This is a genomic window from Mycobacterium sp. ENV421, from assembly GCF_002887815.1.
Lineage (GTDB): Bacteria > Actinomycetota > Actinomycetes > Mycobacteriales > Mycobacteriaceae > Mycobacterium.
In genome coordinates this window covers 88,454-105,776 of the sequence record NZ_PDHO01000001.1, presented here as the reverse complement: position 1 = coordinate 105,776, position 17,323 = coordinate 88,454, and the positions used below count along the sequence as shown (strand labels likewise).

At 66.3% G+C, this 17,323-nt stretch carries 15 protein-coding genes and 1 pseudogene; 10 read left to right on the top strand and 6 right to left on the bottom strand.

The window, feature by feature from the left end:
* Window positions 1-243: 243 nt before the first annotated feature.
* From CRM90_RS00410 to CRM90_RS00395, 4 genes are all read left to right on the top strand, one after another.
* On the top strand, window positions 244-702 hold the full coding sequence (locus tag CRM90_RS00410) for a hypothetical protein (protein WP_102805054.1): 459 nt from the start codon (window positions 244-246) through the stop codon (window positions 700-702).
* Window positions 703-1,760: 1,058 nt separating this feature from the next.
* Window positions 1,761-3,041, top strand: a complete 1,281-nt coding sequence (locus CRM90_RS00405; RefSeq protein WP_142391298.1) for a DUF5631 domain-containing protein — start codon at window positions 1,761-1,763, stop codon at window positions 3,039-3,041.
* Entirely contained in the window at window positions 3,038-3,997 is a 960-nt protein-coding gene (locus CRM90_RS00400; protein WP_102805052.1) for a hypothetical protein, read from the top strand. The genes CRM90_RS00405 and CRM90_RS00400 overlap by 4 nt, the downstream gene beginning before the upstream one ends.
* An 18-nt stretch (window positions 3,998-4,015) precedes the next feature.
* Window positions 4,016-5,506, top strand: coding sequence for a bifunctional phosphatase PAP2/diacylglycerol kinase family protein (locus CRM90_RS00395; protein ID WP_102805051.1), 1,491 nt, complete (start codon window positions 4,016-4,018; stop codon window positions 5,504-5,506).
* Here the strand turns inward: CRM90_RS00395 and CRM90_RS00390 are convergent.
* On the bottom strand, window positions 5,460-6,128 hold the full coding sequence (locus tag CRM90_RS00390; protein ID WP_102805050.1) for a phosphatase PAP2 family protein: 669 nt from the start codon (window positions 6,126-6,128) through the stop codon (window positions 5,460-5,462). The genes CRM90_RS00395 and CRM90_RS00390 overlap by 47 nt on opposite strands.
* A gap of 169 nt (window positions 6,129-6,297) precedes the next feature.
* Window positions 6,298-7,074, bottom strand: a pseudogene (locus CRM90_RS00385) (trans-aconitate 2-methyltransferase).
* A gap of 99 nt (window positions 7,075-7,173) precedes the next feature.
* Here CRM90_RS00385 and CRM90_RS00380 point away from each other — a divergent pair.
* Both CRM90_RS00380 and CRM90_RS00375 read left to right on the top strand, forming a co-directional pair.
* Entirely contained in the window at window positions 7,174-9,006 is a 1,833-nt protein-coding gene (locus CRM90_RS00380) for an ArnT family glycosyltransferase (RefSeq protein WP_233209095.1), read from the top strand.
* Window positions 9,007-9,061: 55 nt separating this feature from the next.
* Entirely contained in the window at window positions 9,062-10,255 is a 1,194-nt protein-coding gene (locus tag CRM90_RS00375; RefSeq protein ID WP_102805049.1) for an alpha/beta hydrolase family protein, read from the top strand.
* 3 nt (window positions 10,256-10,258) lie between these two features.
* Here CRM90_RS00375 and CRM90_RS00370 read toward each other — a convergent pair whose 3' ends face one another.
* The 3 genes from CRM90_RS00370 to CRM90_RS00360 form a co-directional block, all read right to left on the bottom strand.
* Window positions 10,259-11,158 carry a class I SAM-dependent methyltransferase gene (locus tag CRM90_RS00370; RefSeq protein ID WP_102805048.1) on the bottom strand — a complete coding sequence of 300 codons (900 nt, stop codon included), beginning with the start codon at window positions 11,156-11,158 and terminating at the stop codon, window positions 10,259-10,261.
* Between the two features lie 47 nt (window positions 11,159-11,205).
* Complete coding sequence (locus tag CRM90_RS00365; RefSeq protein WP_102805047.1) at window positions 11,206-11,526, bottom strand: EthD family reductase; 321 nt, start codon at window positions 11,524-11,526, stop codon at window positions 11,206-11,208.
* 90 nt (window positions 11,527-11,616) lie between these two features.
* Complete coding sequence (locus CRM90_RS00360) at window positions 11,617-12,516, bottom strand: oxygenase MpaB family protein (RefSeq protein WP_199189721.1); 900 nt, start codon at window positions 12,514-12,516, stop codon at window positions 11,617-11,619.
* 84 nt (window positions 12,517-12,600) lie between these two features.
* Here CRM90_RS00360 and CRM90_RS00355 point away from each other — a divergent pair, with 84 nt between their 5' ends.
* Complete coding sequence (locus tag CRM90_RS00355) at window positions 12,601-13,221, top strand: TetR/AcrR family transcriptional regulator (RefSeq protein WP_083117347.1); 621 nt, start codon at window positions 12,601-12,603, stop codon at window positions 13,219-13,221.
* On the opposite strand, the gene CRM90_RS00350 is transcribed toward CRM90_RS00355, so the two are convergent.
* A complete protein-coding gene (locus tag CRM90_RS00350) occupies window positions 13,218-13,796 on the bottom strand; it encodes a VOC family protein (protein WP_036342863.1) in 579 nt (192 codons plus the stop codon). The two genes, CRM90_RS00355 and CRM90_RS00350, sit on opposite strands and share 4 nt — an antisense overlap.
* A gap of 122 nt (window positions 13,797-13,918) precedes the next feature.
* On the opposite strand from CRM90_RS00350, the gene CRM90_RS00345 reads away from it, so the two are divergent.
* Genes CRM90_RS00345 through CRM90_RS00335 form a run of 3 tightly spaced genes read left to right on the top strand, consistent with a single transcriptional unit; the run spans window position 13,919 to window position 17,305 of the window.
* Window positions 13,919-15,040 (top strand): alpha/beta hydrolase, encoded by a 1,122-nt coding sequence (locus tag CRM90_RS00345; protein WP_102805356.1) that lies wholly within the window; start codon window positions 13,919-13,921, stop codon window positions 15,038-15,040.
* A complete protein-coding gene (locus CRM90_RS00340; protein ID WP_233209094.1) occupies window positions 15,016-16,002 on the top strand; it encodes a 2-hydroxyacid dehydrogenase in 987 nt (328 codons plus the stop codon). Before CRM90_RS00345 ends, CRM90_RS00340 begins: the two co-directional genes overlap by 25 nt.
* Window positions 15,980-17,305, top strand: coding sequence for an MFS transporter (locus CRM90_RS00335; protein WP_102805045.1), 1,326 nt, complete (start codon window positions 15,980-15,982; stop codon window positions 17,303-17,305). The genes CRM90_RS00340 and CRM90_RS00335 overlap by 23 nt, the downstream gene beginning before the upstream one ends.
* The last annotated feature ends 18 nt before the right edge of the window (window positions 17,306-17,323 follow it).

Here is a 17,323-nt window from a genome sequence, read left to right as displayed (position 1 = left end):
TCGGTGACGGTTCCGTCTGGGCCAGCTAACGATCAGTGGTCAGCGTGGGCGAATTGGCATTGGCTGTAGAAGCGGTTGGACTGCGTGTACACGCTGGTCGGAGCGGGTATTGCACCTTTTGGTGAATAGCGGACCGGCAAACGCAAGGGATACCATTTCGACATGTCGCAAGTGCCGTACGGACCCGGGCCTGCAGGACCAGCGCCGTGGCAGGGACCTCCCCCATCGGGAGGCCCGTCGCGGTTGCCGACGATCATCGCCATCGTCATCGCGGTGATAGCCGTTGCCGTCGCTATCGGTGCATGGTTTCGGCCGGCGCCGAAGCCGGAAACTCCCGCCGCGAAGACGTATAGCGAGCAGGAAGTTGCTGACGCGAAGAAAGCGGTCTGCGATGCCTACGACCTGGTTCACCAATCGATAGTCGTCACCAACAATAAGAGCGGCGGTTCAGATCCGACCGCCATTTTGGCAGTTGCCGCTAATGCACGTCTTTCTGCCCATGCGGGTGGCCAGTACTTGAATGATGTCCTGGGTCAATATCCCGCCACATCGAAGGACCTAGCACAAGGCATCCGCGATTTGGCGACGAATCTGGAGAAGCTCACTCTCGAATACCTCGCGGAAACGCCAAATGCCGACCAGGACCCCTTGTTGCGTAACGCCGACGACGCGACCGCAAAAATAAAGCAAACCTGCACATGAGCGACTTACCCCCAGGCGAATGGTCTGAATTGCTTGTCGGTCATCAATGGCCCAGTGTCACGTCGCTTGCGGCTCTCACATCGGCTGCAGCCAACCGCGGACTGATAAGCAAGGAATTCGACGCCTATGCTGACTTGCTGCAGTCGGTGCGAAATGGACCGCTCGGCCAGCAAGAGGGGATCACTGCAGACGACACTCGCGATGCCTTCAGCACGGGAGAGATTCAGGCCAGGGCGGTCTCCGAAAGAAACGCGGTCGATCAGCAGTCATACGACGCAGCACATCGGTCGACTCAGTATCTCCGCACTCATCTAAGTGAAATTGCTCAGCACGGGAATTCAGCAATCCAAGCGATTCAGCAATCGAAGGATCCGGTTGCGATCAAGCTGGGCAAAATCGTTGACGTAGTGATAGATGCGCAGTCACAAGCGAACAGCAGCGCCGCTAGCAGCTGCGACAATGTATCCGGCGCCACGCAGCGTGTGCTCGACAAGTCCGACGGGGGGATCTCTGCGCGGGCGTTTGCACGCGCAAACGGAGTCGACCTGGAGGGCGCATTCGCCTCTCCCAACCGAGAACAAGTCCAGAACCTAGTTAGTCAACGACTAAATTCCCCCGATGCAGCGGGCACACAGAACGTCCACCCCGGCACGCTTACAGGCGCCGGTACCGAATCAGGGCTTACCGGCGCAGGAACCACCGGCAGTTCAGGTCTCAGCTCGCCAGACGCTGCAGCGTCTCACTTCACGAGTCAGCCACCCCTCTCGAATGCCGCCGCGACGCCTACAGGAGCTACGAACGCTGCTGCGCCGGGCTCTTCTACCGGCTTGCAGAGTGGGGCGACGAGTTCTGGTTCTGGATCTGCAGCAAGTCAGCAAGTCGATGCCGCCCCCTCTGGGCCGGGTGGCGGACTAGGTTTCACGGACAGCAGCCGAACCCCGGCGATCAATCCGGCTCCTCATTACACCGGAGTGGCGGGGGGAGCGGAGATGGCTCCCACGCCTGGTGTGCAGGCACCCGCACCTGTAACGCCGACTCAAGGCTTAACGTCGCCAGCGATGTCTGGGGGCCAGACGGCAACCCCTGCGTTGAGCCATGCCCCCACAAACGCACTCTCCCCCGAAGGCTTCGCCCAGAACTTCAACCACGGCGCACAAGCCGGCGGCCCCGTGTCGTCGGGCGCTGAAGGCCTCTCGAACACCGCAGCCCACGCCATGCAGCCGCAGGCGCCCCTTCATTCCGAGAGCATGGCCGCACCGCCGATGGCGCCGACAGCGCCGACCGCAGGAGCGCAGCTCTTCGAAACAGCGCACACCGCACCGACTTACGATGCCACCCAAGCACCCGTCGCTCCCCCGGCAGACACCACCCAGACCTACGTCGCCGCCCCAGCAGCCCAAGCGCCCATCATGCCGTCGACCGCCGCCCCCGCCGCGCCCCAAGGCCCGCTACCCGCCTACGGCGCCGACCTGCGACCGCCGGCGGCCACCGCACCCGCTGCCCAGCCGGCCATGCCGGCCGCCGCCTCCCCCGGATCGGCACCGGTCCATCCGTCCGCCGGAGCCCAGCTCAATCAGCCGGCGGTCGTCCGTCAAGCTCCGACAGCCGCATCAACGGCAGCCCCCGCACCGGCCGGGCTCACCGAAAATGCCGTCGCCGCAACCACTACCGGCGCCATGGCCGGCGCCAGCGCCGTCGTGACCCAAGCCCAGCAGCGCCTCAACAGACTGCTCGACGCCGTCGCTCGCCAGGAACCCAAGTTGCGCTGGGCCATCGGCGACCGCGACGACGTCACCACCGTCCTGGCCACCGACCTGGCCAGCGGCTGGATCCCGCCGCACGTCGAAATCCCGACCGGCATAAAGCTTCTCAGGCCAGGAAGCCGCAACAGGCCACTCGACGCGCTGCTCGGCGAGACCACCCTGACCGCCGCCTACGCTCCCGGCCAGTACCTTCCGCCCGCGGAAGATGCACAACCCACGCAGATGTCCGTCCGCGCGCGCGACACCGCGGAAGTCGACGACCTCGGCTGGGAGCTCGCGCAAGCCACCAAGTGGCGTGACGGCCTGCCCCGCCTGGCCCACACCTTGGCCAAAGCCGCATCGACCGGTACCGGTTACCTGGACTCCGAAGTCGAGCTGCTCCGCGAGCATCTCGCCAACGTCGCAGCCAAGGTCCTGGGTGACTACCCCGATCATGTCGACACCGCTAGTGTCGGCAACTGGCAGCTCTTGGCGACCATCGACGCCCTGATCAAGGGCGAGAAGACCGCTGCCAACTACCACTTCGCGTGGTTTCAGGTCCTGAACCTGGCGCTGAAGGGAGAGGTGCACCGATGAGTGGCGGACAGCTCAACGTCACCGATGGCGGCTACCAGTCGGCCAACGCTGGGAACATGCCCCCACCGCCCATCACCTCCGATCCGCTCGTCGCCGGTGCAACCCCCATCGAACAACTGCTGCGTGTGCTCGGACTGGCCGCCAATCTCGGTGACCCCAAGGACAACACCGAAAGCATCGAGGAACACGCCAAGCGCGACTCCAAGACCGCGGAGGCCGCCGCGAAGTTCCCCGCCCAGGACGAGCAGGCCAGCGCCGAGATGAAAGGCGTTGCCGGCCAAGGCCAGGCCGATCAGATGGCCCAACAACTCCCGCAGATGGCCTCCCAGCTCGCCGGCGCCATGGCCGGTGCGATGGGCGGCGCACTGCAGCCGCTGGCCCAGATCCCGCAGCAGGTCGCCCAAGGCGCCCAACAGATGATGCAGGCCGGCATGGGCATGATGCAGCAGGCCGGTGGCGCCTCCGCAGAACTCGACAAAGCCAGCCTGACCGACCCGCTTGGTGAGTTCGGCGAGACACCCGGCGAAATGGGCTCTGGCGGAGGCGGATCCGGTGGTGGCGGCGGAATCGGCGGTACCTCTCCGACCGCCATGCTCGGGCCGCCGCCGGTGCCCGCCGCAGGCACCTCGCCGTCAGCGGCGAACACCCAAGTGCCGGCACCGCGAATGGCTGCGCCGACATCGGCGCCCGCCGGTGGCATGGGCGGCATGCCGATGATCCCGCCGGGGGCGATGCATGGTGCGGGCAAATCGGAGAACGACGCCAAGGCCGACACCAAGCGGGTGTCCGTGCCGACCGTGAAGAACGGCGCCCCGGTCCAGGGCCGCATCACGACCCCGCCGCCCGCCAACCCTCAGGTCATCAAGAAAGTCGACGGCAAGCCCGTCGCGACGAGGCGCATCATCCTGCCCGACACCAAGCCCGCAGACGAGGGATCCGGCGAGCCGAAGTCCTGACCCCGATACCGTGGAGCGATGACATCGCGAAGCTTGCTCGAAGGCCAAGGCATCCGTCAGATCACGGGCGGGCTCGGCACGCTGGACCGCGAGGTCTTCGAGGCCGTTGCCGAATCACCGAGCCTGCTTCTCGACAAGGCCATGCCGGTGCTCACCCGCGCCGCCGACCACTCGAAGCTGTGGTTCGCGATCGCCGCGGTCCTGGCTGCGACGGGCTCACCGTCGGCCCGTCGGGGCGCCGGTCGCGGGGTGATCACGCTGGCCGTCACCAGCCTGGCGACCAACCAGGGCGCCAAGCGGGTCTGGAAACGCGATCGCCCGAACCGCACCCTGGTTCCGCTGGTGCGACGGTCCCGCAGAGTCCCGACGTCGAACTCCCTTCCCTCCGGCCACTCGGCCAGCGCCGCCGCCTTCGCCGTCGGCGTCGGTCTGGAGAATCCGCCGCTAGGCCTGGGCCTGGCGCTGCTCGCAGGCTTGGTGGGCCTGTCCCGGGTGGCGACCGGCGCGCACTACCCCGGCGACGTCTTCGCGGGATTCGGCATCGGCGCCGCGATCGCCGTCCTGGGTGGTCGGTTGGTCCCGCCGATCGTGCCGGCCAAGCTGCCCTCGACTGAGCCACTGGTGATCGACACCCCGGAGCGTCCCGAGGGCGAGGGCGTCGTCCTGGTCATCAACCCGGCCTCGGGCAGCGGCACCGGAACTCGGGTCATCGACGAGGTCCGCGAAAAGCTGCCGAAGGCCGAGATCGTCGAACTCGGTCCGGATGACAACCCGGAGACCGTCCTGCAGGAGGCCGCCCAGCGCGCCGAGGTGCTCGGAGTGGGCGGCGGCGACGGCACCGTGTCGGCCGCGGCGTCGGTGGCGATCGCCACGGGGCTGCCGCTGGCGGTGTTTCCCGCCGGAACGTTCAACCACTTCGCCAAGGACGTCGGCTGCGACACCGTCGAGCGCACCGTCTCGGCCATCCGCCAAGGCAACGTCTCGTGCGTAGACCTGGTGTGCCTCAACGAGGACCAGATGGTGATCAACACCGCCAGCATCGGTGCGTACCCGTTGTTCGTCCGAACCCGGGAGAAGCTCGAGCACAAGGTCGGCAAGCCACTGGCGGGGATGTACGCGATGCTGCACACGCTGCGCCGCGGGACGCCGGTCCGAATCCGGTTCGACAACAAGACAATTCAGACCTCGTTGTTCTTCCTCGGTAACTCCGTCTATCTACCGTCGGGTTTCGCCCCGGCCCGGCGGACCCGCATGGATGACGGGCTCATTGACGTCCGCATTCTGGAAACCGGCAAGCGTTTCAGCCGGCTGCGCATTCTCACCGCGGTCGCGCTCGGCCGCCTCGAACGCAGTCCGCTCTACCACGAGATTCAGGCGCCGGAGTTTTCCTTCGAGGCCGTCGACGGCCCGACGCCGCTGGCCCGCGACGGCGAGGTCGGCGACAACTATGACAAAGCCAGCTTCAGCGCGAAGTACCGAGCGCTGCCGGTGTTTCGACCGCTGGTGTGAGCGGTATCGGCGGTACCAGCCGCAGGCACAGCAGGTAGTAGACATAGCCCAGTGCCCACCCCGCCAGCACGTCAGACGGGTGGTGGACATTGAGCACCACCCGCGCCACCCCGACCGTCACGATCAACAGGCCACCGATGACGGCCAAAGCTCGCCTGGGGCGGGGACCGAGGTGCGGCCACAGCACCGTGAGCAAGGCCAGCACGCCGACCATCACCCCCAGTGCGTGGCCGGACGGAAACGACGATCCCTGGCCGTAGACAAACGCCGAAGCCGGGCGGGGCCGGCCCGCGAGGAACTTCGCGCCCTCGGTCACAAGTCCCATCAGTCCGATGCTGATCACCAGGAACAACGCGGTCGGCACCCGGCGGCGCACCAACGCGATGATCAGCAGTATCAACGCCACCACCCGGAACCCGTTCGGTCCGAACACGACGCAGAACACCACCCAGAAGGAAACCCAGCCCGGGCGCGAAGCACCGATGTCGTGGAATGCCTGGAGCGAGTCGGTGTCGACCGAATCCAGCCAACCCCAGTTGAGCGCATATCCGACCCACATCGTCGCGTAGACAGCCACGGCGACGACGATCGAGGCGGTCAGCCAGGTTTTCTTCGATGCCATCTGTTCTTCAGTACCACGAAAGCCTGGCACGATCGTCGAAGTGGCGGCCCCGCGACGACGATGTTCGGAATCGGTAATTCTCCGCGCGATCAGGATCGCTGATCGGCCTGGACCGGCCCGACGTTGCCTGACAGGCGGTTTCGTTCCCGCGGCGATTCATAGCCCGGTTTCACCGCGACGGACTGCCCACCTGAGCGACGACGAAGATCCGGCGGAACGGGAAGTACGTGCGCCCGTCGGGCCGGGTGGGGTAGGCCTCGTCGAGCATCGGGATCAGTTCAGTCCGAAACTGCTCCCACTGGTCGTCGTCGAGTCGGTCACGCACCGGGGTGAGCGCGGTGCCGGTGATCCAGTTGAGCACGGCGTTCTATCCCTCGAGCTCATGGATGTAGGTGGTCTCCCAGACGTCGACGCGGCAGCCCGCCTCGGTGAGGATCTCGGCATACCGAATCGGTGTCTCGACGACCTTGGCCGTGCGGAAAGCGAAGTCACCCAGGATGTTTGACCAATGCTCCTGATCTGCCAGTCGGCGCACCGCCACATGGGACGGCGTGTCGAAGTTGCCGGGTACCTGGACTGCGAGCCAGGCACCTGGATCGAGCTGGCCGGCCCAGCGCACCATCAGCTCGGGATGCCCCGGAATCCATTGCAGCGCAGCGTTACTGAATACGACGTCGGTGTCTGGGCGCGGTGTCCACGTGGCGATGTCGGCCAACTCGGCGTCGATTCCGCGTTCCTGCGCGGCGGCGACCATCTCCGCGGAGCTGTCCACGGCCTCCAGCACGGCGTCCGGCCAGCGCTGAGCCAGCTGTTCGGTGAGATTGCCCGGGCCGCACCCCAGGTCGGCTACCCGCCGCGGGGACTCGGCGCCCACCCGCGCCAGCAGGTCGAAGAACGGCCTGCCGCGCTGGTCGGCGAACGCCAGGTAGGTCTGTGGGTTCCACACTCCGTCCACTTCACCACACGTACGCGAATCATGAAACACACAGCGACTTCCCAGCTCTGCCAACACGCACTCGCCAGCACTTTCAGGCACGGTGGTGCGGTGACCGCCACCGCCGACCACACCGAAGTACTCGGTGCGGCCATCGCTGACGGCCCGGTGCGCGCCGCGCCCCGGTGGCCGGCCTTCGCTGTGACCGCGCTGTTGGTCGCCACCGCGGCGCTGTATCTCTGGAATCTGCCGATCAACGGCTACGGCAACTCCTTCTATGCGGCCGCCGCCCAGTCCGGCTCCAAGAACTGGGGGGCGTGGTTCTTCGGTTCACTGGATCCCAACAACTTCATCACCGTCGACAAACCGCCTGCCGCGTTATGGGTGACGGGGTTGTCGGTGCGGTTGTTCGGGATGAACAGCTGGGCGGTCCTGGTGCCGCAAGCGTTGATGGGGGTCGGCGCTGTCGCGCTGCTCTACGCCGCGGTACGTCGTGTCGTGACCGACCCCGCGCGCGGTGCGGTGGCGGGCCTGATCGCGGGCGCCGTCTTGGCGGTCACCCCGGCTGCCACGTTGATGTTTCGGTACAACAACCCTGACGCACTCATGGTGCTGTTGATGGTCGCTGGCGCCTACTTCCTGATTCGCGCCATACCCGGCGCGTCCTGGCGATGGCTGATGCTCGTGGGCATCGCGCTGGGGCTGGCATTCCTCGCCAAGATGCTGGCCGGGCTGATGGTGCTGCCCGCCTTCGGTCTCGCCTACCTACTGTTCGCACCCACGAAATGGTGGCGACGACTGCTGCATCTGCTGAGCGCCACTGCCGCGCTGGTGATTTCGTGTGGTTGGTGGGTCGCGGTGGTCCAGCTGTGGCCGGCCGCGGCGCGTCCTTACATAGGCAGCTCGACAGACAACACGGTGCTCAATCTCGCACTGGGGTACAACGGCGTCGACCGCATCGTCGGAGGCGGCAACGCGGTGTCCCACGGGCACCCCAGCGGGTGGAGCACCCACGCCGGGGTGCTTCGACTTCTCTCCGCAGAGATGGGTTACGAGGCGTCCTGGCTGCTGCCCGCCGTCGTCGTCGCCGTGGTGGCAGGCGCGTATCTTGCGTTGCGCCGCAAGCTAAGTCGTATCGAGGCAGCCAGCTTCACCATGTGGACCGGGTGGCTGGCCGTGTGCACAGTCGTGTTCAGCTACATGACCGGCATGGTGCATCCGTACTACACCATCGCCTTGGCGCCGGCGGCCGGAGCGCTGATCGGCCTGGCCGCGGTGTGGAGCAGATCAGCGGCGATCGTGATGGTGGTAGCCGCCGCATGGTGGGCAGTCATTCTGCTGAACCGAGCCCAATTGGGCCCGACCTGGACCCGCACACTCATCGAGTCCGCGGCCGTTGCGGCCATAGTTCTACTGGCCGCGGCACTGACCCGATGGCCGCGGCTCACGCCCGTCGCGCTGGCGGTCTCGCTCGTCGCGGGTCTCACCGGCACCGCGATGTTCTCGGTGGCCACCGCCGCCACCCCGCACAACGGATCGATACCCAACGCCGCCCACACGGCCGACGTGTGGCCGACCGTCGGTAACCGTTTCGGCAAGACGATGATGATGGGCGCCAGTTCGGACAGAGTCGACCCGCATCTGGCTGAGATGCTGGCCGCCACCCGCACCCAGTGGTCGGCGGCCACCTCCGGCTCACAGGCGGCGGCCTCGCTGGAAATCGCCTCCGGTACTGCGGTCATGGCGATCGGCGGCTGGAGCGACGACCCGGTGCCCACGCTGGCGCAGTTCATCGACGACGTCCACGCCCAGAAGATCAGCTACTACGTCGACAGCGGCCGGATGCGCAGCCGCGACCGCGTCGGTGGGCAGATCGCCAGTTGGGTACAACAGCATTACCGACCGGTGAAGGTCGGCGGCGCGTTGGTGTATCACCTGTTGTGAGTCGCCCGCCCAGTTAGCATCCGATGACAGATGCCGACCTCGAAAGGCCGCGACAATGACGTCGAACGTCGACCTACCCATTCCGGTGCCGGTGCCCGATGTGCCGGGTGCCGACGCCGGATACGAGGGACTGCCCGACCGCGCTGATCTGACCGCACTTCAGCGGCTCACCGTCGACGCCTCGGCGGTCGCCGATATCGGCCTGCGCACCGCGATCGCGTCACTGGTCGGGGCGTCCATGCTGCCGACCGTCGCCAAGAGCATCGTGCGCCGGTCGGACCTGCACCGCGAGCGCAGCAATCTGGAGTTCTACGCCGAACTCGCCGCGCGCCGTGACCCGGCAGCATCCTTTCCCGCACCTACCGACGTGCCCGGCGTGACGACCCGCCCAGCGAACCCTGTTGCGCAGTACATCGCGCACGGCAACGTGGAGAATCTGCGGTTCCAGAGCAGCTTCGTACCCGTCAATCCTGATATGCGTAAGAAGTGGACGCGACTGGAGCGCAACAACGTTGTGTGGGCACAGCATTGGCGCCACGACGACGGGCCGCGGCCGACGTTGTGCGTCATCCACGGCTTCATGGGTTCGCCCTATCTGTTCAACGGACTGTTCTTCTCGCTGCCGTGGTTCTACAAGACCGGGTACGACGTGCTGCTCTACACGCTGCCGTTTCACGGCCGTCGCGCCGAAAAAGGCTCGCCCTTCAGCGGATACGGCTTCTTCTCCCAAGGCATGGCCGGATTCGCCGAAACCATGGGCCAGGCGGTCCACGACTTCCGGTCGGTCTTGAACTGGTTACGCGACACTGGAGTCGACCGCATCGCGCTCACCGGAATGTCGTTGGGCGGCTATACCTCAGCCCTGGTCGCCTCCGCCGATGACCGGCTGGAGGCGGTGATTCCCAACGTTCCGGTGGTCACTCCGGAGTCGACGTTCGACGAGTGGTGGCCTGCCAACAAACTGATCGAGGTGGGTCGCAAGTTCGGCACCATCGGCCGTGACGAGTCGGCGGCCGCCTCGGCCTATCACTGCGCGCTGAACTACGAGCCGTTGGTGCCGCGGGATCGGCGACTGATCATCACCGGCCTCGGCGATCGGTTGGCGCCACCCGAGCAGGCCGAGGCGCTCTGGGAGCACTGGGATCGTTGTGCGCTGCACTGGTTTCCGGGTAACCACATCCTGCACGTCAGCCAGCCCGAGTATCTACGCCGCATCAACCGGTTCCTCCGGCCGGTGATGTGGGACTAGCGCCTAGCGTTTGACCGCGCTCACCAGCGTGATGCTGGACAGCATGTTGGCCGCCTCGGCGTCCGCCGACTCGACCGAGCGCCCGACGGTCTTCAGGTAGTCGATCAACGTCGTGTCCTGTGCGGTCCATCCACGCTCGGCGAACCACTGCGCAGCCGGTGCATGCTGCTCGTTGTACACCAGCTGCCACCACTGGCCCCGTTCGTCGTCGCTTGCCTTCGCCTCGTCGACCTTCTCGCGGAACGCATCGCGATCCATCGGTCGCCCCTCCTCGACCGCGGCGTGGCTGCCCGAAGCGGCCAGCGCGTCGATCCCGGTGAACAGCTGCTCCTGGGCACTGGCGGGCAGATAGATGAGCAGTCCTTCGGCGATCCATGCCGACGGCTCGTCGGGCCGGAAACCGCTGTCGCGCAGTGCCTGCGCCCAGTCGTCCCGCAGATCGATGGCGATCTCCTTGCGCTCGGCTTTCGCGGTGGCGCCGTGCGCGGCCATGGTCTCGCGCTTGAACTCCAGCACCTGCGGCTGGTCGAGTTCGTAGACGGTCGTGCCTGCCGGCCAGTCCAGCCGATAGGCACGAGAATCGAGGCCCGCGGCGAGCAGGACGACCTGACGCACGCCCGCCTGCGCCGCCGCGCCGAAGTACGCGTCGAAGTACCGGGTCCGCGCCGCCTGAAAGGTGACGAAGTGTTGCCCGAACTCCGGGGTCTTCAGCGGATGGTCGGGCGCCTCGCCGTCGAGGACTGCAGCCCATGGCCCACCAACGGCGCGACAGAACACCTCGGCGAACGGGTCGACCGCCAGCGGGTCGGGTTTCTGCGCCTCGAGTGCGCGGGCGGCGGCGACGAACAAAGCCGTCGAACCGACGCTGGTGGTGATATCCCAGGTGTCGTTGTCACTTCGCACTGCCGCGAGGGTACTCGCGGAATCTGGCAGCGCGTGGGCGACAGGTATCAGTGCGAGGGAATCTGGATGTCCGAGAAGAGGACTCGAACACCTCCGGTCGACAGCCGCGCCATCGCCTCGAAGAACGCGCCGGCCTCCGCGGTGGCGACCGCTGCGCTGGCCGCGTCGTAGTCCGGGTAGTACAGGTCGATCATCCGGTAGGCCGGAGTCGGTGAGCCGTCCTCCTTGGGCCACACCTTCGAGGTCTCGAACCGGATGTGGCCCGGAATCTTGCGGGCGGCGTCGAGTTGTTCGGCCTCGTACGCGGCCTCGAAGGCATCCGGATCGATGGGGTTGTCGTAGATGACCGTGATCTTGGTTTCCGCCACCTGATCTCCTCTGACGTTACTGACGCTGACGACGCAAGCCAGTATTGCCGGTCAGACCCCGAAGCGATACCCGAACCGATTCCGCTCGGGTCAGACCAGCGGTCGACCGGTGCGGATCCGCCAATCCACATCGCGCAGAAGCAGATTGAACGGGAACTCCCGGATGACCCGTGGAGTCAGGTTGTTGACGAACCGAATGCGCGCCATCAACCGGTCGAATTTGCGCTGTTTGTCCGGATTCCAGTCGAGGCGCATCTCGTCGCGGAAGCGCTGCGGCAGGAATCCCGTGGTGATCAGCAGGTTGAACTGTTCGAGCGGTTCCTGCACGCGCTTGGGCAGTCGCACGCCCCGGATCCGCGACACGGCGAACGGGTACAGATATTCGCGGATGGTGTCGTCGATGTGCAGCTTGTCCAGTGATGCCCGCCAGTACTCGTCGAACGCGGCGCGATCGGCCGGCCACATCTCGGCGGGCACCTGCAACGTGGTGGCCAATGCCGCACTGTCCCGGTAGTGCCGGTCGGCGGTCTCGTCGTCCATCTCGCCGATGAACACCCGGGCCACGTCGACTCCGCCCTTGTAGAGGCACGCGGCCACCCAGAGCTGCAGGTTCTTGTCGAAGGCGTTGTACTCCACCGGGCTGTCCGGCGTCGAATACACCTGGGCGTGCGACTTGTTGACCGCACGTCGATACGCCTTCTTCTGCTCGTCGGTGCCGCGGGTGGCCACCGCCAAATACGTGAAGGTCGTCCTGGCCCGTTTGATCGGGTGCCGGTCGGCTCGTCCGCTCTCGACCCGGCTTTCCATCACGCCGTAGCCGACACCGGGCAGTGCCAGCTCCATGATCACGTTCGCCGGGCCGGCGAGCAGCGCAACACCCATCAGCCCGTCGTCGAAACCCGGTCCCCACGTGCGGCGGCGAGCCGACGGCATCGGCGGCGCACTGACCGCCCGGTCGACGTGGCTGATGACGGGTTCGCGGATCGCCACGCTGGGCCACCTATCGAATGAGAATCTGACAACGAATGTTTCCCAATATTGCCGCCCTGGCCTGAGCAATGTCAAGATGGGCTAATGACGCAGGCACGGCCCTACGGCGGCGTGGATGCCGCCGATCGGCTGGCCCGGAGACGGGCCCGTCTACTGGAGGCCGGGCTGGAACTGCTGGGCAGCAATGTCGACCCCGCTGAGCTCACGGTTCGGGGCATCTGCCGAGAGGCCGGCGTCGCCACCCGCTATTTCTACGAGAGCTTCGCCGACAAGGACGAGTTCGTCGCGGCGGTCTTCGACTGGGTGGTCGCCGACCTGGCCGCCACCACACAGGCCGCGGTGGCAACGGCCCCGGTCGATGCGCAGAACCGCGCGGCCATGGCCAACATCGTGCGGACCATCGAACTCGATCCGCGGGTCGGTCGGCTGATGTTCAGCTCGCAGCTGTCCAACACCACGGTGGTCCGCAAAAGACAGGAGTCCGGCGCGCTGTTCGCGATGCTGTCGGGCCAGCACGTCGAAGCGCTGCTGCACCGGCCCGCCAACGACCGGATCAAGGCGTTCGCACACTTCGTCGTGGGCGGCGTCGGCCAGACCATCAGCGCGTGGCTGGGCGGCGCGATCACTCTGACACCCGCCGAACTCGCCGATCAGCTCACCGCGATCATCGACGAGCTCGGCGATCCTCGGCTGTTCCGCGACTAGCCTGCAGCGATCGGCTGCTTGCGGTCGGCCGCCGTCTTCGGCGGAGTTGCGGCTTCATGATCGGTGAATTCCCGGGTCCAGCAAGCGAACTCCAGGACGATGCCGTCCGGATCGCTGAAGTAGAAGGACCGTACGTATACCCCGGGGTGCAGTTCACGAGTGGCTCCCTGGGGACTGTCGTCGTGGTTGAGCACGGGCCCGACCCGCACACCCTTGTCCTTGAGCCGCTGGCGGTACTCGTCGAACTTCTCCTCCGGCACATGAAACGCCAGGTGATTCATCGAGCCCACCGCGCTGACGATCGAACCCAGACCGGGCAGCGCTGCCGGGGTGGTGCTGCCCATCGTGCCGTCCGGCGCCTCGGCGAACCAGAAGAACGCCACGCAATCGCCGTTGCCCGCGTCGAAAAAGAAGTGCTGCCCCAGTCCGTCAGGCAGATTCAGCGACTTGACCAGCGGCATACCCAGCACATTCGAGTAGAAATCGACAGTGCGCTCCATGTCCGAGCACACCAGCGCGACGTGGTTGATTCCCCCGAGCTCGAATTCTGGGTTGGTGTTGTGCGGCTTGATCACGGCGTGCCCCCACAGATCCTGGTCGACTCTCCCAACCGAACCTAACACCGGATTCAGGCATGCACATCGACGCTGACGAATATCGTCTCCTCAGCGATCCACACCCGAAGGAGGCCACCGACATGCCCACCCCCGGAGTCGTGCGCGAATTCATCGGGATGTCCTCGCCGACCGCGCGCCGAGCCGGCGCGGGCGGCCACCCTTGCCAGGGGCTTTACCACCGGGGAGTGGGCCGCAAGCCGAAGGTCGCGGTCATCGCCAGCCACTACCAGATCGACTTCTCCGAGCACTACCTCGCCGATTATCTGGCCACCCGTGGCGTGGGCTTCCTTGGCTGGAACACCCGCTTCCGCGGATTCGAGAGCAGCTTCATGCTCGACCACGCGCTGGTCGACATCGGCGTCGGGGTGCGCTGGCTGCGTGATATCCAGGGGGTGGAAACGGTAGTACTCCTAGGTAATTCGGGCGGCGGCTCGTTGATGGCGGCCTATCAGTCCCAGGCCGTCGATCCCAACGTCACCCCAGTGGAGGGCATGCGCCCTGCCGCGGGGCTGACCGAACTACCTGCTGCCGACGGTTACATCGCCAGCGCCGCCCATCCCGGGCGTCCCGATGTCCTAACCGCCTGGATGGACGGCGCGGTCACCGACGAAAACGATGCGGTGGCAACCGATCCCGCCCTTGACCTGTTCGACGAGGGCAACGGGCCACCGTACTCCGACGATTTCCTGGCTCGCTACCGGGCGGCTCAGATAGCCCGTAACCACGCCATCACCGACTGGGCGGAGACCGAACTCAAACGCGTGCAGGCTGCCGGGTTCTCCGATCGGCCGTTCACCGTGATGCGCACCTGGGCCGATCCGCGCATGGTGGACCCGGCCATCGAACCCACCAAACGGCAGCCCAACCTCTGCTACGCCGGTATTCCGGTGAAGGCCAACCGCTCCGCACACGGCATAGCGGCAGCCTGCACGCTACGCAGCTGGCTGGGCATGTGGAGCCTCAAGACCGCTCAGACCCGCGCCGAGCCACATCTGGGCCGGGTCACCGTCCCGGCATTGGTGATCAACGCCGAGCAGGACACCGGGGTGTTCCCATCGGACGCTCAGCGCATCTTCGACGCGCTGGCCAGTACCGACAAGACTCTGTGCGCCATCGACACCGACCACTACTTCACCACGCCGGGCGCACGCGGCGAGCAAGCGGACACGATCGCGAAGTGGATCGCCAAGCGGTGGCGCTGAGAGTTCTGGCGCACTTTCTCCCCGGCGAGAAGGTGCTGGATATTGTTGCGCCAGAGGCGGATTGGCTTGATATTCACTGGTGCCACGAAGACGACGACGAAGCGCTGCACCGCGAGCTGCCCGACGCCGAGGTGATCTGGCACGTGCTGCGTCCGCTGTCGGGCGAGGATCTGCGCCGCGCACCGCTGCTGCGACTGGTGCACAAGCTCGGCGCGGGGGTGAACACCATCGACGTCGAGACAGCCGACGAGCTGGGAATCGCAGTGGCGAACATGCCCGGCGCCAACGCGCCCTCGGTCGCCGAGGGTGCGGTGCTGCTCATGCTGGCCGCGCTGCGCCGACTTCCCGCGCTGGACCGCCTCACCCGGCAAGGCCTGGGCTGGCCCACGGATCCCAGCCTGGTCGAGACGGTGCGCGACATCGGCAGTTGCACCGTCGGCCTGGTCGGCTACGGCAATATCGCCAAACGCGTCGAGCGGATCGTGCTCGCGATGGGCGGCACCGTGTTGCACACCAGCACCGCCGACGACGGCGCCACCACCTGGCGTCCGCTGCCCGATCTGCTCGCCGCCAGCGACGTGGTCAGTTTGCACCTGCCGCTGACCGCCGCGACCGACAAGCTGATCAACCGGGCCGCGCTGGATGCGATGAAACCACATGCGGTACTGGTCAACACATCTCGCGGCGGCATCGTCGACGAACCCGCGCTGATCGATGCCCTAGGCGATGGCCGGCTGGCCGCCGCCGGACTCGATGTGTTCACCGACGAACCCGTCGACCCGGGCAGCCTGCTACTCCGACTCGACAACGTCGTCGTGACACCCCACGTCACCTGGTGCACCGTCGACACCATGCGGCGCTACCTGATCCACGCCGTCGACAATTGCCGCCGTCTGTACGACGGCCGCGACCTGGTCAACGTCGTCAACGGAAGGCCGGATGTCCGTCGCATACACCAGTGATCGGTCACTGGAATCCCGCACCGTGCGCAAGGTGGCCATGCGCGCCCTGCCCTTCCTGATGGCGCTGTACTTCGTCAACTACCTCGACCGCACCAACCTCGGCATCGCGAAGGCCGACATCAGCGAGCACCTGCAGCTCACGGCGAGCATGTTCGGCCTGGCGTCGGGCATCTTCTTCATCGGATACGTCCTGGTCGAGGTGCCATCGAATTTGGCGCTCGAACGCTTCGGCGCCCGCCGTTGGCTGGCTCGCATCGCGGTGTCATGGGGAATCGTCGCCGTCGCAATCGGATTCGCGCCCAACGCGCCCACCCTGCTGGCGCTGCGATTCCTGCTCGGCGTCGCCGAGGCCGGGCTGTTCCCCGGGGTCATCTTCTATCTGACCCGTTGGTTCCCGGCCGCCTACCGGGCGCGGATCGTGGCGATGTTCATGATGGCCAGCCCGGTCGCCGCAGCCGTCGGAACTCCGTTGGCGGCGTGGATGATCCAGGCCGGTGAAGGCACGTTCGGCCTGGCCGGCTGGCAATTCATGATGATCGGCGTCGGACTGCCGGCGATCATCCTCGGCGTGATCTGCTGGTTCTATCTGACCGACCGGCCGGCCGAGGCGCACTGGTTGCAGCCCGACGAACGACAATGGCTGATCGACGTGCTGGCCGACGAGGAACGCGATGTCGCAGGCAGCTTCGACTTCCCGTTGCGCCGGGCGCTGACCAGCCCTCGGATCTGGTTGCTGGCCGTGGTGTACTTCGGCGTCGCCTATGGGCTGTACGCGCTGGCGTTCTTCCTGCCGTCGATCATCTCCGACTTCAAGAAGATGTTCGATGTGCACCTGTCGATCGTGCAGGTCGGCTTGATCACCGCGGTGCCCTACACCCTGGCCGCGATCGCGATGTACCTGTGGTCGCGCCACGCCGACCGCCAGAATGAGCACGTCTGGCACGTCGCGATCCCAATGGGGCTGGGCGGCTTGGCCATTCCGGTCGCGCTGTATCTGCACTCCCCGCTGCTGGTGATGATCCCGGTGTGCATCGCCGCGATGGGAGTGTTCAGCGCGATCCCCAGCTTTTGGGCGCTTCCGGCGCAGTTCCTCACCGGTGCCGCCGCAGCGGGCGGGATCGGCCTGATCAACTCGATCGGCAACCTCGGCGGATTCGCGGCGCCGTACGCCACCGGTGCGCTGAACCAGTTCACCGGCAACGACAAGGCCGGCATGTGGGCGGTGGGCATCTTCATGCTGATCTCCGCGGTAGTGGTGGTGGTGCTGCGCGCGACCCCGGACCGGGATACCCGCCGTCACTGAGGCGGCCTGGAGCGGCAG

Coding starts and splice junctions, on each gene's coding strand:
- CRM90_RS00400 (WP_102805052.1), top strand. CDS start 3,038: ATGAGTGGCGGACAGCTCAACGTCACCGATGGCGGCTACCAGTCGGCC.
- CRM90_RS00405 (WP_142391298.1), top strand. CDS start 1,761: ATGTCTGGGGGCCAGACGGCAACCCCTGCGTTGAGCCATGCCCCCACA.
- CRM90_RS00395 (WP_102805051.1), top strand. CDS start 4,016: ATGACATCGCGAAGCTTGCTCGAAGGCCAAGGCATCCGTCAGATCACG.
- CRM90_RS00335 (WP_102805045.1), top strand. CDS start 15,980: ATGTCCGTCGCATACACCAGTGATCGGTCACTGGAATCCCGCACCGTG.
- CRM90_RS00375 (WP_102805049.1), top strand. CDS start 9,062: ATGACGTCGAACGTCGACCTACCCATTCCGGTGCCGGTGCCCGATGTG.
- CRM90_RS00355 (WP_083117347.1), top strand. CDS start 12,601: ATGACGCAGGCACGGCCCTACGGCGGCGTGGATGCCGCCGATCGGCTG.
- CRM90_RS00345 (WP_102805356.1), top strand. CDS start 13,919: ATGCCCACCCCCGGAGTCGTGCGCGAATTCATCGGGATGTCCTCGCCG.
- CRM90_RS00390 (WP_102805050.1), bottom strand. CDS start 6,128: ATGGCATCGAAGAAAACCTGGCTGACCGCCTCGATCGTCGTCGCCGTG.